The organism is Candidatus Pantoea formicae (genome assembly GCF_011752625.1).
Lineage (GTDB): Bacteria > Pseudomonadota > Gammaproteobacteria > Enterobacterales > Enterobacteriaceae > Pantoea > Pantoea formicae.
In genome coordinates this window covers 136,300-150,612 of the sequence record NZ_VWXD01000007.1, presented here as the reverse complement: position 1 = coordinate 150,612, position 14,313 = coordinate 136,300, and the positions used below count along the sequence as shown (strand labels likewise).

Sequence of the window (14,313 nt, the reverse complement as noted above, 5' to 3'; positions counted from 1 at the left end):
AACTTTATGAAAGCGTTACATTTTGGAGCAGGTAACATCGGCCGCGGTTTTATTGGTAAGTTGCTGGCAGATGCCGGTATCGAACTGGTGTTCGCGGATGTGAATCAGGTGGTTCTTGATGCCCTTAACGCCCGTCATGAGTATCCGGTTCACGTGGTTGGCGAGCAGGCAAAAGTTGAAATTGTTAAAGGTGTGAGTGCAGTCAACAGCACCAGCGACGATATCGTCACGCTGATTGCTGAGGTTGATATCGTTACCACGGCGGTTGGTCCACAAATTCTGGAGCGCATTGCAGGCGGTGTCGCGAAGGGTCTGGCCAAACGCAGTGATAGCGGTAATGTCCGTCCGCTGAACATCATTGCTTGTGAAAACATGGTGCGCGGCACCAGCCAGCTGAAACAGCATGTGCTGAAAGCGCTACCAGAGCAGTATCACGCGTGGGTTGAAGAGCACGTTGGCTTCGTTGACTCTGCTGTAGATCGCATCGTGCCGCCGTCCGAAGCCGGTAGCAACGATCCGCTGGAAGTGACCGTTGAAACCTTCAGCGAGTGGATTGTAGACAAAACCCAGTTCAAAGGTGAATTGCCGAACATTCCCGGCATGGAGCTGACTGACAACCTGATGGCGTTTGTGGAGCGCAAACTCTTCACGCTGAACACCGGCCATGCCATCACCGCGTATCTTGGTCAGTTAGCCGGCCACGCCACCATCCGTGATGCCATTCTGGATGAGAAGGTGCGTGCAGTGGTACAGGGTGCGATGCAGGAGAGCGGCGCAGTACTGATCAAGCGCTACGGCTTTGATGCCGACAAGCACGCTGCTTACATCCAGAAAATCCTCACTCGTTTTGAAAATCCTTACCTGAAGGATGATGTGGAGCGTGTTGGCCGCCAGCCGTTGCGTAAACTGAGCGCAGGCGACCGTCTGATCAAACCTACGCTGGGTACCCTTGAATACCAGCTGCCACACACCAATCTGGTGCAGGGGATTGCAGCCGCGATGCACTATCGCAGCGAAGCCGACCCACAGGCACAAGAACTGGCCACACTGCTGGCTGAAAAAGGGCCACAGGACACGCTGGCGGAGATCTCAGGGCTGGAAGCCAATAGCGAAGTGGTCACCTCAGTGGTGAGTGCTTACAACGCTATGGCATAATGCGCGCCCTTTAATAGCACACTCGGGCACGGCATTTTCCGTGCCCGTCGGCGGTATCTGAACGATGCAGGCAATAATGGAAGAGAAGCAAGCTTTTGAAAACCGGGTGCTTGAGCGCCTGAACGCCGGTCGATCGGTGAGAAGCTTCCTGATCGCCGCCGTTGAGTTACTTGCCGAAGCGGTGAACCTGCTGGTGTTACAGGTTTTCCGCAAAGACGACTATGCCGTGAAGTATGCGGTTGAACCCTTGTTGCTAGGCGATGGCCCACTGGGTGAGCTCTCAGTACGCCTGAAGCTTATTTACGGTTTGGGTGTGATTAATCGTCATGAATACGAAGACTGCGAGCTGTTGCTGGCGCTGCGTGAAGAGTTAAATCACGATACCAACGATTATCGTTTTACTGACGATGAGATCCTGGGCCCGTTCGGTGAATTGCATTGCGTGGTTGCCTGGCCGCCACAACCGGATTTCACCCGTGATGATGATGCGTTGCGCAGTATGCAACAACAGCGCTATCTGCAAATGGTCCGTTCCACCATGGTGCTCTCACTGACCGAACTGATATCGCGTATCTCGCACAAGCAGGCATTTAAGAAGCCCGCGATTTAAGGGCCTGTGCACTGCGCCCTTACACTTCGCCGCATCGCAAATCCCCACTCTGCTGCAAATGTGCCCCAATTTGATGTATCCTTTGCCTGTTTTCCTTAACGAGTTTCCCCTGATGAAAGAACAAGAAAAAGCCGAGATCAAACTGCTCAGTGACCAACTGGACGCATTGAATCGCAAAGAACCCCAGCTGCTTGAATCTGGCGATGCCGAAAAACTCGGCGAGCTGCTGCGTGAAAAAGAGAAGCTGGTGCAGGAAATCGAACGTCTGCGTAGCGTACGCGACGAAAAGCTGAGCAAAGAAGCGCAACAGTTGCAAAAACTGGGCTTCAGCCGTGAGATCACCAAGAAAGAACAAGCCAACATGGGCGCATTTAAGAAGAGCGTGCGCGGCTTGGTGGTGGTGCATCCAATGACCGCGCTCGGACGTGAGATGGGTTTGAAGGTGATGACCGGCTACGCGAAGCAGCCGTTCTGATAAGCCTTTACGCGGCGTGTGATACGTCGCGTTCTGCGCTCTCCTCCGTCACGGGTTCAATCCCTGCTGCCTGTAGCACTTGGGTGTTTAGCGCATCCAGCAGTGCATAGCGACGGCGATATTCCGCACGTTTCTTGCTGGCAATCTCTTCCAGCGCTTTCCTTTCCATCTGTAGCGGCAACGTAAACAGTTCATCGGCTCGTGCTTCTCCGCCCAGCGACAACCAAAACTCGCTGTAACTGGCAAAGAACTTATCACCTTTACTGTGGCGATAGCGCAGGCTGCGGAAGACGTGCGTGGTATCCCCCACCGCAGTTATCGTTTGCACACCACACTGCTGCGCCAGAATAAATACCGCTTCCATCAACAAACGTTTTGGGAAGAGGCCATGTGCAGCTTTAGTCGCATCGCGGATCACATCGTTAGAGATGTGTTTACGCGGTCCCTGCAATCCACCAATCAATAATGTGCGCTTGCCTTTTTCCTGAATAATGGAAAAAGAGAGCGAGGCTATAGTGACGTCTTGATAACGCAATACCAACGTGACTTCACCTTCACGGTCGTAAAAACCGGAACTGCACAATATAGCAAACTGCTCATTATTCTTGCCCGTAAAACTGGCGAGCAAATTACTTGCAGAGCTAAGCAGTAATTGACGAAGCGTCGGGTTATCAAGCTGATCTATCAGTTGATAGTGATCAAGAATCGCTTGTGCTCGCTGTGCCACACTCATCTTGGCAGATAAATAGGGACGGTGCGGCTTTGCAGGCAATAATCCTTGGCTCTTAATCAACTCTGATAAAAAAGACAGTTGTGATAGCTGGTTGAGATAATTAAAGGTAGTTGCAGGAAAAACCAGAGACCTTAAGGCAAATTTAAGGCGAAAAACTTGGCTATCCCACAACTTATTAGGACGATACTTACCACTAACTAAAGGCAAAAACAGCGCTGCCGAAGCAATATTTTTCGGCTCGGAATGTGTAATCGTAGACATAATTATATTTCTTTACGTGAGAACAGACAGAACTATATGACCCAAATTATCAACGGCGAGTTAATGGAGACCAAAAGATCGCCGTAACAAATTTTCGTTTATTTTTTGTTTAAAGATAGGATGGATCAAGCCCACCCAAGGCGCTTGAAAAGCAATCGTAATAGCTGGTACAGGGTGAAGGTTGCTAATGCTGATATAAGCAGCAATACTGCCATGATTAAGCTCGTGTGCTGTGAACCTTCTCCAATCTCGGAGGGAATAAGGTAGATAGTACCCAAGAGGGTTGTCAGCACGAACACCGTTTTCCCAATGTTCACTAATAAATCCAATAATGCCGAGCTTATGCTCTTTTTTTTACTTTCAAATAATATAAATTTAAAAAAACCATAAAACATAACACTTAATATAAAAAAAACGTAAGTAGTCAGATAAAATATCAATGAGTCATAAGGCTCCGGATCTGCACGTCCATCAATGGAGAGGGTGAGTTGATTAGCAATATTATGACTTACATGGTTCCAGACTAGTCGGTGAATCAATTCATTTACAGGCTGTTGTAAACATAAAACACCCGATACTACCAAGCTAAATATCATTAAAAGGGCTTTACGGGCAAGTTGTGCCATTGGCCACCACCTCAATTGTCCCGTAAGATTTTAATCCAGCCATGCCCGGTACCCAGATCTTGTTTGTTCGTAATAACCCTTGCCTTATCCGTTGAAAATCAACGTAGTGAGGCAATGTTATACAACCTTCTGAAATACTTCCAGGATGCAAGCGAAATTGGCCTCTTTCGACGCCTTTAATCCACGTATAATCGTCGATTTGATTATCATCGCGGTATAAAGCAAACCATTCTGAGTGGTCGTTCCCCGTCCATAAGTCCTTAACGTAATTCTTCAACTGGTTCAACTTGCCGCCCATGGCTCAATCAACAACCCAATATTTACCCGGTGGAATCGGCCCCTGGCCAGGAATATGAGCACAGCCTCCATGATTTCTGTAACTTCCTTGACCAGAAAAAGCTATAAACTCCCCAATGCCTAAGATCTTCAATGGCGACCAATGTGCATCATTGACCGTAAATTTCCCTTCAATTGGCATGCTGCGAACCTCCCTGTTGGTTGACAAGGGTTACCATATCAACAAGGAATTATTTATTTTGGTTAATACTTTAAAAAATGGCGGGCTCTCACAAAAACAACTTAATAATTTAAATAGACATTTTTTAATAAAACATCCTCGCTGTATTTTGCTCATGGTTCAGATATAAAAAAACACCCTGTTCGCTCAGCGCCAGCAGGGTGTTGATATTTTTATGCTAACTGGCACTTAGGAGTTCCAGCTATCAGTGGACGTTATCCAGAACTTACTTAGCAGCAGCGAAGCGTGCAGCTGCTTCGTCCCAGTTCACCACGTTCCAAAACGCTTTAATGTAATCAGGACGTTTGTTCTGATACTTCAGGTAGTATGCGTGTTCCCACACATCCAGACCGATGATTGGCTCACCAGATGCGCCAGAGATGGCTTCGCCCATCAGTGGGCTATCCTGGTTAGCAGTAGAAACCACAGCCAGCTTGTCGCCTTTTTTCACCAGCCACGCCCAGCCTGAACCGAAACGGGTGGTAGCAGCTTTCTCAAACTCAGCCTGGAAAGCTTCAACGCTGCCGAAATCTTTTTCGATGGCTGCTTTCAGTTCGCCTTGCAGGCTGGTGCCCAGTTTCAGGCCTTTCCAGAAGAAGCTGTGGTTAGCGTGGCCGCCTGCGTTGTTACGCAGTGGACCTTTTTTGTCTGCTGGCAGCTGATCCAATTTAGCGATCAGTTCTTCAACCGGCAGGTTAGCGAATTCGGTACCTTCCAGCGCTGCGTTAGCGTTGTTGACGTAAGCCTGGTGGTGTTTAGAGTGATGGATTTCCATCGTCTGCTTGTCGAAGTGTGGTTCCAGTGCGTCGTATGCGTAAGGCAGGGATGGCAGTGAATAACTCATGTTCTTCCTCTCCATTTAGTGTTTTACAGCATCACCTTTACAGGGTGCCGCGTAAGCAGTCGGATCATTATAGTTAAAATCATGATCGGGAAAAGGGTTATCAATGCCTTAGTAATGATAAGGATTTGATGAATCTGGGAAAAGCACCGCACGCAGGGTTACACCTTGTGTATGCCGGGTCGCCATTGATGGCGACCCGGATCATCATCCTGATACCGCTGCGGTATTTTAGCGACCCAATTCGGTCAGTGACTTGTCCAACGCGCCCACCAGCCAGTCGATGTCTGCTTCCTGGAACGCCAACGGCGGACGCAGTTTCAGCACGTTGCCATACGGCCCTGCCACGGATGTCAAAACGTGGTGATCGCGCAGCTTCTCAGTGAGGTCCAGCGCCAGCGCTTTGTCTGGCGTTTTGCTATCACGGTCTTGCACCAACTCAAAACCAATAAACAGACCCGCGCCACGGACATCGCCGATGCTGTCATGGCGATCCATCAACTTCAGCAACTCTGCAAGTAGCTTGGCACCCACCATGCGGCTGTGCTCCTGTAAGCCCTCTTCTTTAATGACGGTCAACACCGCTTGGGCGGCCGCCATCGCCACGGGATTACCCCCGAAAGTGTTGAAGTAAGGGATATCATCGCTGAACGCGGCCAGCACATGACTTTTCGCCAGCAGACCAGAAACCGGAATACCGTTGCCCATGGGTTTACCCGTGGTGACGAGGTCTGGCACCACGCCGTGACGTGCAAAGCCCCAGAAGGCATCGCCGGTTCGGCCAAAACCTGGCTGCACTTCATCAGCAATAAAAATACCGCCGTTGGCGTGCACCACATCCACTGCTTTTTGCAGGAAGCCCCGAGGGTTCGGTAACACACCGTCAGAAGAGAAGATTGAATCCGCGAGGAAGCCTGCAAACTTGATGCCGTGCGCTTTCATGTCATCGATCTGTTTCTGGATTTCGTTGGCAAACCATTCGCCGAGATCAGGCGCATTGACGCGGTAGGCATCGGGCGGTGAAACCAGGCGCGTGGTGGCCGCCAGTGGCTGGCCGCTACCCAGTGCTGGTGAGACGCCGGAGGTGAGATCGCTGGTGCCGTGATAGGCCTCCTGCGACACAATAATCCCGGTACCGCCGCTGTAGGCGCGCGCCACACGAATCGCCAAATCGTTAGCTTCCGACCCGGTACACATATACATGGCACGGTCGATGGCGTCTGGCGTGGTTGCCAGCAGCTCTTCGGTGTAATCCAGAATACGTTCATGCAGGTAACGGGTGTGGGTATTCAGCATTTTCATCTGCTGATTCACCGCTTCAATCACCGCCGGATGGCAGTGACCAATGCTCGCCACGTTGTTATACACATCCAGATATTTGTTGCCTGCGGCATCCCACAAATACTGCCCTTCCCCGCGCACCAGATGCACCGGTTTACGATAAAACAGGCGATATGACTCGCCCAACACTTTGCTGCGCTTGTCTGTCAGCTGGCGGGTTGCCGCATCCAGACCCTCGGCGTGCTCAGCACGAAAACTGTTGGTGTCCATGATGGTGGAACGTGTAGCCATGGTAACTCCCGTTGCGAAGGTGAAAGGGGTGCATGATGTATAACCATTTGCAGATATCATGCCTGCTTTATTGATAAATGCAACCAAATACACAAATACAACCAAATACACATGACGCCGTGATGACACTCAGGTAAGCTTAGGCCCAGATCATTACGTCACAGGGAAAAGTCATGCTGCAGGAAACCCGCTTACACCGCATTCGTGCCCTACTGACCACGCAGCATCAGGTCAGCACCGAGCGCATCATTAAAGAGTTGGGTATTTCCCGGGAAACGGCGCGGCGTGACATTATTGAACTGGAAGCACAGGGTCTAGCACGCCGCGTACACGGGGGATTGGTGGCAGTGGATAGCCAGCCGGAGCCGCCGTTACAGGTACGTCGCAACGCGCAGGCGAGAGAAAAACGCGCCATCGCTGTAGCGGCAGCGCAGCATTTGCAGCCAGGCCAGACGCTGTTTCTCGATGCCGGCACCACCACTACTATGCTGGCTGAGGAGCTGCGCACCATGTCCGGCCTCACCATCATCACCAACAGTTTGCAGGCTGCTTTGGCATTGAGCGCTGCTGAAGAGCATGACACGCTGAATAATCAGGTGATTTTACTCGGCGGTATGATGATGGCGGGCGCACAGCAAACACGGGGGGAGATGACAGTCGGTGAAATTTATCGCTACCGCGCCGATGTCGCTTTGCTGTCGCCAGTCGGCATTGATGCAAAAAACGGTGCCAGCAGTTTCCATCCACACGAAGCCGCGATTGCCCGCGCTATGGTGCAGCAAGCCCATCGCACCCTGTTATTAGCTGACCACAGCAAGCTCGGCGTAATAAGTCGCACCCTGTACGCGCCGATTAGTGAAGTGGATCTGCTAATCTGCGATAGCGGACCCGCCAAAGCGGGCGCGCTGGCGGCGTTACAGCAAGCATTGCCACAGGTGCAGGTGGTTTAACGCAAGCGCTGCGGATGGCTATAAACCGTGGCGCGTCCTGGCTTACTGAATCCCACCAGTGTCAGATTGCAACGCTCGGCAACCTCCACGGCAAGCTGCGTCGCCGCCGAAACCGCGAACAGAATCTCCACCCCGCACATCGCCGACTTCTGCACCATTTCATAGCTGGCGCGGCTGGAGACCAGCACGGCACCCTGCTGCCACGGCTGCTGGCTGCGATGCCCGAGCAATTTATCCAGCGCCACATGGCGGCCCACATCTTCACACCCCCCCTGTAATTCCCCCTGGAGCGACATCCATGCCGCGGCGTGCGTGCATCCAGTAAGATTGCCGATGGGCTGATAATCGCGCAGTTGTGCCAAACCCGCATCGAGATTGGCCAGATCAAAGGTTTGGGTAAACGGCAGAGGTTGCAGCGGCTTGCCGATTTGGTCGAGTTGCTCCACGCCACACACGCCGCAGCCGGTGCGTCCCGCCATCGCGCGGCGCTGCTCTTTTAGTGCCATAAAGCGACGACTGGAGAGTTCGATTTGCACTTCGATACCGTTGCAGCCCGGCACCACATCCATACCGAAAATCTCTTCTGGCTTATCAATAATGCCCTCTGAGAGCGAGAAACCGAGCGCAAACGCCTCCAAATCATTGGGCGTTGCCATCATCACCACATGAGAAATACCGTTGTACACCAGCGCGATGGGCACCTCTTCGGCCAACCAATCGGTTTCAGCCAAGGTGATATCGCGCCGTTGTCTGACTTGCGCCTGCGCTGCGCCTTTGATCTCACTCACACTCTGGTGACTTTCTTGTGCTTTTACTTTCACTTTGCTCGCCTCAACCAACAACCCCACAAATGCAGTGGTATTATTTCGCTGCTATTCTCTCACTGTTAGTTGGGTCATTGTGAGCCTCGATCCAACCCTCAGCAAAAATAAAAATGTGTAGCCATGTCGAAAGGATATTCCATGAACGTCAGCCGAAGAAAATTCTTCAAGATTTGCGCTGGCGGTATGGCAGGGACAACGGCAGCACTCCTCGGCTTTACGCCAGAGGTGGCGCTGGCGGAGACACGACAGTACAAGCTGCTGCGTGCCCGCGAAACCCGTAATACCTGCACTTACTGCTCAGTGGGCTGTGGCTTATTAATGTATAGCCTCGGTGACGGCGCGAGAAACGCCAAAGAGACCATTTTCCACATTGAGGGTGACCCGGACCATCCGGTGAGCCGTGGCGCATTGTGCCCGAAAGGTGCTGGCCTGTTGGATTTTGTCCACAGTGAAAGCCGCCTGCACTACCCCGAATACCGCGCGCCAGGTTCAGATAAATGGCAGCGCATTAGCTGGGATGACGCCTTTGACCGCATCGCCAAATTGATGAAAGCCGATCGCGACGCCAACTTTATCGCACAGAATGCCGCGGGTGTGACGGTCAACCGCTGGCTCTCGTCTGGCATGCTGTGTGCTTCGGCCTCCAGCAATGAAACCGGCTACTTAACCCAGAAATTTACCCGATCGCTCGGCATGTTAGCGGTCGACAACCAGGCACGCGTCTGACACGGACCAACGGTAGCAAGTCTTGCTCCAACATTTGGTCGCGGTGCGATGACCAACCACTGGGTCGACATCCGTAATGCCAACCTGATCGTTGTGATGGGCGGTAACGCCGCTGAAGCGCATCCTGTGGGATTCCGCTGGGCGATGGAAGCCAAGATTCACAACAAAGCCAAATTGATTGTTATCGATCCGCGCTTCACGCGTACGGCATCGGTGGCAGACTTTTACACGCCAATTCGTTCCGGCACCGACATCGCTTTCCTGTCGGGCGTGCTGCTGTGGCTGATGCAAAATGACAAAATCCAGCATGAATATGTGCAGGCGTACACCAACGCCAGCCTGATTGTGCGTGAGGATTATCATTTTGAGGACGGCCTGTTCAGCGGCTACGACGAAGCCAATCGCAAATATGATAAAACCAGCTGGAACTACGAGCTGGGTGATGACGGCTTTGCCAAACGCGATGACAGCCTGCAGCATCCACGCTGCGTGTGGAACCTGCTGAAACAGCACGTCAGCCGCTACACACCTGAGATGGTAGAGCGCATTTGCGGTACGCCCAAAGCGGACTTCCTGCACGTCTGCGAGCTGTTGGGTGAAACCAGCGTACGCGATCGTACCACCTCGTTCCTGTATGCATTGGGCTGGACGCAGCACTCGGTTGGTGCGCAGAACATCCGCACCATGGCGATGATCCAGCTGTTGCTCGGCAACATGGGCATGGCGGGGGGTGGCGTCAATGCGCTGCGTGGACACTCCAATATTCAGGGGCTAACCGATCTTGGTCTGCTGTCGCAAAGCCTGACCGGCTACATGACGTTGCCGTCGGAGAAACAGACCGATCTGCAAACCTATCTCACCGCCAATACGCCGAAAGCCACCCTGCCTGGCCAGGTGAACTACTGGAGCAACTACCCGAAATTCTTTGTCAGCATGATGAAGGCTTTCTACGGTGACAAAGCGCAGGCCGAGAACAACTGGGGCTTTGACTGGCTGCCCAAATGGGATAAAGGCTACGACGTCTTGCAGTACTTCGAAATGATGTCGCAGGGGAAAGTGAACGGCTACTTGTGCCAAGGCTTTAACCCGGTGGCGTCGTTCCCGAACAAACGTAAAGTGATCGATTCGCTGTCGAAGCTGAAATTCCTGGTGACCATCGACCCGCTCAATACGGAAACCTCGACCTTCTGGCAAAACCACGGTGAGTTTAACGATGTGGAACCGGCGAAGATTCAAACCGAAGTCTTCCGCTTGCCCTCCACCTGCTTTGCCGAGGAGAACGGCTCGATTGTGAACTCTGGCCGCTGGCTACAGTGGCACTTCAAAGGCCAGGATGCGCCAGGCGAAGCACGTAATGACGGCGAAATCCTCTCCGGTATCTATCTGCGTCTGCGCGAGATGTACGCGCGCGAAGGTGGTGCGTTGCCAGAACAGGTGCTGAACATGACCTGGAACTACCTGACACCCGACAACCCGGCATCGGAAGAAGTGGCGATGGAGAGCAACGGCAAAGCGCTGGCGGATGTGTTCGACGACAAAGGCACACTGCTGGTGAAAAAAGGCCAACAGCTCAGCAGTTTTGCGCAGCTAAAAGATGACGGCAGCACCAGTAGCGGCTGCTGGATTTTCGCCGGAAGCTGGACGCCGGATGGCAACCAGATGGCGCGGCGCGATAACACCGACCCGAGTGGCCTGGGCAACACGCTGAACTGGAGCTGGGCATGGCCGCTCAATCGCCGCATCCTCTATAACCGCGCCTCGGCCGATCCGCAGGGCAATCCGTGGGATCCGAAACGGCAAATCCTTAAGTGGGATGGCAGTAAGTGGGGCGGCATGGATATTCCGGACTACAGCACCGCCGCGCCAGGCAGCAATGTGGGGCCATTTATCATGCAGCCAGAAGGTATGGGCCGCCTGTTCGCGCTCGATAAAATGGCCGAAGGTCCATTCCCGGAACACTACGAGCCATTTGAAACGCCGCTTGGCACCAACCCACTGCACCCGAACGTCATTTCGAACCCGGCAGCACGCGTGTTCAAAGACGATCTGGCGGCGATGGGTAAAGCGGAGCAGTTCCCTTATGTCGGCACCACTTATCGTCTCACCGAGCATTTCCACTACTGGACCAAACACGCGTTGCTCAATGCTATCGCGCAGCCGGAACAGTTTGTGGAGATTGGCGAGAAGCTGGCCAACCAGCTGGGCATCGTGCAGGGCGATACGGTGAAAGTGAGCTCCAATCGCGGCTATATCAAAGCTAAGGCGGTAGTCACCAAGCGAATCCGACCGCTGAGTGTCGAGGGTAAAACCATCAATACCATCGGTATTCCCATTCACTGGGGCTATCAGGGTGTGGCGAAAAAAGGCTTTATCGCTAATACCCTGACGCCGTTTGTCGGTGATGCCAACACGCAGACGCCGGAGTTTAAGGCGTTCCTGGTCAACGTTGAGAAGGTGTAGGAGAACGTAGATGGCTTATCAATCACAAGACATTATCCGCCGCTCCGCCACCAATGGTTTCACGCCTGCCCCACAGGCGCGTAATCATCAGCAGGAGGTGGCTAAACTGATCGACGTCACCACCTGTATCGGTTGCAAAGCTTGTCAGGTGGCGTGTTCGGAGTGGAACGACATCAGGGACGAGGTCGGGCATAACGTTGGGGTGTACGACAATCCAGCGGACTTAACGGCCAAATCCTGGACGGTGATGCGCTTCTCAGAAGTGGAGGAGAACGGCAAGTTAGAGTGGCTAATCCGCAAAGACGGCTGCATGCACTGTGCCGATCCTGGCTGCCTGAAAGCCTGTCCCTCTGAAGGCGCGATCATTCAGTACGCCAACGGCATCGTCGATTTTCAGTCCGAACAGTGCATTGGCTGCGGCTACTGCATTGCGGGCTGTCCGTTTGACGTACCGCGACTGAATAAAGACGACAACCGCGTGTATAAATGCACGTTATGCGTCGATCGTGTCAATGTGGGTCAGGAACCGGCGTGTGTGAAAACCTGCCCGACCGGCGCGATTCATTTCGGCAGCAAAACCGATATGCAGGCGCTGGCGGCAGAACGCGTGGCGGAGCTGAATACGCGCGGCTATGACAATGCGGGCTTGTACGATCCTGAAGGCGTGGGCGGCACGCATGTCATGTATGTGCTGCACCATGCCAACAAACCGCAGCTGTATCACGGTTTGCCGGAGAATCCGAGTATCAGCCCGGCGGTCACTTTCTGGAAAGGCATCTGGAAACCGCTGGCGGCCATCGGTTTTGCCGCCACCTTCGCCGCCTCGGTGTTCCACTATGTCGGCGTCGGTCCGAACCGAGTGGAAGATGAGGAAGACAACCTGCACGACAAAGAGGAGAGCGAAGAATGAAAAAGCGCGATCGTCTGGTGCGCTACAGCGCACCCGAACGCATCAATCACTGGATTGTCGCGTTCTGTTTTGTCTTCGCCGCCTTGAGCGGGCTGGGTTTCTTCTTTCCTTCTTTCAACTGGCTAATGCACGTGCTGGGGACACCACAACTGGCGCGAATTCTGCATCCCTTTATTGGTGTCGTGATGTTTGCTGCTTTCATCATCATGTTCCTGCGCTATTGGAAACATAATCTGATCACGCGTGATGACCTGGTGTGGGCGAAAAACATCCACAAAATCGTCCGTAATGAAGAGGTGGGTGATACCGGCAAATACAACTTCGGGCAGAAGTGTGTGTTCTGGGCTGCTATCATCAGCTTAGTCATGCTGCTGGTGAGCGGGATTATCATTTGGCGTCCATATTTCGCGGGCGCCTTTGCCATTCCGCTGATTCGCGCCGCTCTGGTGGTGCATTCGGTCTCAGCTGTGGCACTGATCGTGGTGATTATGGTGCATATCTACGCGGCCCTATGGGTCAAAGGCACCATTACCGCCATGGTTGAGGGCTGGGTTCCGGCTGCGTGGGCGAAGAAACATCACCCGCGCTGGTATCGCGAGCAGCGCCAACGCCAAACACAACAGGAAAAACGTCCCTGATGAGTATTCGCATCATCCCGCAGGACCAGCTGGAGAAAAGCGAAAAAAACACGGCGGCACAGATTCCGCCGTTGCTTTTCCCTCGGCTGAAAAATTTATACAGCCGCCGTGCGGCACGTTTGCGTGAGCTGGCAGCGAAGAACCCGCTCGGCGATTATTTGCGCTTTGCCGCCGTGATCGCGCAAGCGCAGGAAATCGTGCTGTATGATCACCCGCTACAGGTCGATTTACGCCAGCGTCTGGCAGAAAGCGCCGAGCTGGGCAAACCGCCACTCGATATCCATACCTATCCACGCGATGCACACTGGCAGCGCCTGCTGCATTCGCTGATTGCTGAGCTGAAGCCAGAGATGAGCGGCCAGGCATTGGCGGTACTGGAGAATCTGGAAAAAGCCTCCGCCTCGGAGTTGGAAGGCTTAGCCAGCGCGTTGCTGGAAGGTGAGTTTGCACAGGTCAGCAGCGATAAGTCGCCGTTTATCTGGGCGGCATTATCGGTGTATTGGGCGCAGATGGCAGCACTGATCCCCGGTAAAGCCCGCGCGGAATACGGTGAGCATCGCCAGTTCTGCCCGGTGTGCGCCAGTGTGCCGGTGACCAGCGTAGTGCATATGGATGTCGGTCAGCAGGGCTTGCGCTATCTACACTGTAATCTGTGCGAAAGTGAATGGTACGTGGTGCGCAGCAAGTGCTCCAACTGCGAGCAGACGCGCGATTTGCACTACTGGTCACTCGACAGTGAAAAAGCCGCGGTGAAAGCCGAAAGCTGTGGTGACTGTGGCACCTACCTGAAGATGCTGTATCAGGAGAAGGATCCGGCCGTCGAACCCGTGGCCGATGATTTGGCTTCCTTGGTGTTGGACGCACGCATGGAGCAAGAAGGATTCGCGCGCAGCAGTTTGAATCCGTTTATGTTTCCAGGGGACTAATGCGTTGAATTACCGGTGCGCATTAATGCGCACCTACGAAACATTGGGGTCACCGGGCAATCGTAGGATCACCGTTTACGGCGAGCATC

The 14,313-nt window shown here is 53.3% G+C and carries 13 protein-coding genes and 1 pseudogene; 8 read left to right on the top strand and 6 right to left on the bottom strand.

Annotated features, from left to right (window positions below):
* Positions 1-6: 6 nt before the first annotated feature.
* From mtlD to F3J38_RS19660, 3 genes are all read left to right on the top strand, one after another.
* Positions 7-1,155, top strand: a complete 1,149-nt coding sequence (mtlD, locus tag F3J38_RS19670; RefSeq protein WP_167141155.1) for a mannitol-1-phosphate 5-dehydrogenase — start codon at positions 7-9, stop codon at positions 1,153-1,155.
* Positions 1,156-1,219: 64 nt separating this feature from the next.
* A complete protein-coding gene (gene mtlR / locus F3J38_RS19665; RefSeq protein ID WP_205298337.1) occupies positions 1,220-1,765 on the top strand; it encodes a mannitol operon repressor MtlR in 546 nt (181 codons plus the stop codon).
* Positions 1,766-1,877: 112 nt separating this feature from the next.
* Entirely contained in the window at positions 1,878-2,240 is a 363-nt protein-coding gene (locus tag F3J38_RS19660; protein ID WP_038643877.1) for a YibL family ribosome-associated protein, read from the top strand.
* A 7-nt stretch (positions 2,241-2,247) separates the two neighbouring features.
* Here F3J38_RS19660 and F3J38_RS19655 read toward each other — a convergent pair whose 3' ends face one another.
* The 5 genes and pseudogenes from F3J38_RS19655 to F3J38_RS19635 form a co-directional block, all read right to left on the bottom strand.
* The gene (locus F3J38_RS19655; protein ID WP_167141151.1) at positions 2,248-3,234 is read right to left on the bottom strand and encodes a VirK/YbjX family protein; all 987 of its coding nucleotides are present in this window, start codon (positions 3,232-3,234) and stop codon (positions 2,248-2,250) included.
* A gap of 125 nt (positions 3,235-3,359) precedes the next feature.
* Entirely contained in the window at positions 3,360-3,860 is a 501-nt protein-coding gene (locus F3J38_RS19650) for a hypothetical protein (protein WP_167141149.1), read from the bottom strand.
* Positions 3,841-4,338 (bottom strand): annotated as a pseudogene (locus F3J38_RS19645) (DUF2778 domain-containing protein). Before F3J38_RS19645 ends, F3J38_RS19650 begins: the two are co-directional and overlap by 20 nt.
* Before the next feature lie 265 nt (positions 4,339-4,603).
* On the bottom strand, positions 4,604-5,221 hold the full coding sequence (gene sodA, locus F3J38_RS19640; protein ID WP_034827730.1) for a superoxide dismutase [Mn]: 618 nt from the start codon (positions 5,219-5,221) through the stop codon (positions 4,604-4,606).
* 228 nt (positions 5,222-5,449) lie between these two features.
* Positions 5,450-6,790, bottom strand: coding sequence for an aspartate aminotransferase family protein (locus tag F3J38_RS19635; RefSeq protein ID WP_167141147.1), 1,341 nt, complete (start codon positions 6,788-6,790; stop codon positions 5,450-5,452).
* A 173-nt stretch (positions 6,791-6,963) separates the two neighbouring features.
* Between F3J38_RS19635 and F3J38_RS19630 the strand changes: the two genes are divergently transcribed.
* Positions 6,964-7,740, top strand: a complete 777-nt coding sequence (locus F3J38_RS19630; RefSeq protein WP_167141145.1) for a DeoR/GlpR family DNA-binding transcription regulator — start codon at positions 6,964-6,966, stop codon at positions 7,738-7,740.
* Here the strand turns inward: F3J38_RS19630 and fdhD are convergent.
* Positions 7,737-8,519, bottom strand: coding sequence for a formate dehydrogenase accessory sulfurtransferase FdhD (gene fdhD, locus F3J38_RS19625; RefSeq protein ID WP_370661733.1), 783 nt, complete (start codon positions 8,517-8,519; stop codon positions 7,737-7,739). The genes F3J38_RS19630 and fdhD overlap by 4 nt on opposite strands.
* 183 nt (positions 8,520-8,702) lie before the next feature.
* Between fdhD and fdnG the strand changes: the two genes are divergently transcribed.
* The 4 genes from fdnG to fdhE are packed head-to-tail and all read left to right on the top strand — an operon-like array spanning position 8,703 to position 14,224.
* The gene (gene fdnG, locus F3J38_RS19620) at positions 8,703-11,750 is read left to right on the top strand and encodes a formate dehydrogenase-N subunit alpha (protein ID WP_167141346.1); all 3,048 of its coding nucleotides are present in this window, start codon (positions 8,703-8,705) and stop codon (positions 11,748-11,750) included.
* Between the two features lie 10 nt (positions 11,751-11,760).
* Positions 11,761-12,660: a formate dehydrogenase subunit beta gene (gene fdxH, locus F3J38_RS19615; protein ID WP_167141141.1), complete on the top strand. Its 900-nt coding sequence runs from the start codon at positions 11,761-11,763 to the stop codon at positions 12,658-12,660.
* Complete coding sequence (gene fdoI, locus F3J38_RS19610) at positions 12,657-13,298, top strand: formate dehydrogenase cytochrome b556 subunit (RefSeq protein WP_167141139.1); 642 nt, start codon at positions 12,657-12,659, stop codon at positions 13,296-13,298. The genes fdxH and fdoI overlap by 4 nt, the downstream gene beginning before the upstream one ends.
* Complete coding sequence (fdhE, locus tag F3J38_RS19605; protein ID WP_167141137.1) at positions 13,298-14,224, top strand: formate dehydrogenase accessory protein FdhE; 927 nt, start codon at positions 13,298-13,300, stop codon at positions 14,222-14,224. Before fdoI ends, fdhE begins: the two co-directional genes overlap by 1 nt.
* The last annotated feature ends 89 nt before the right edge of the window (positions 14,225-14,313 follow it).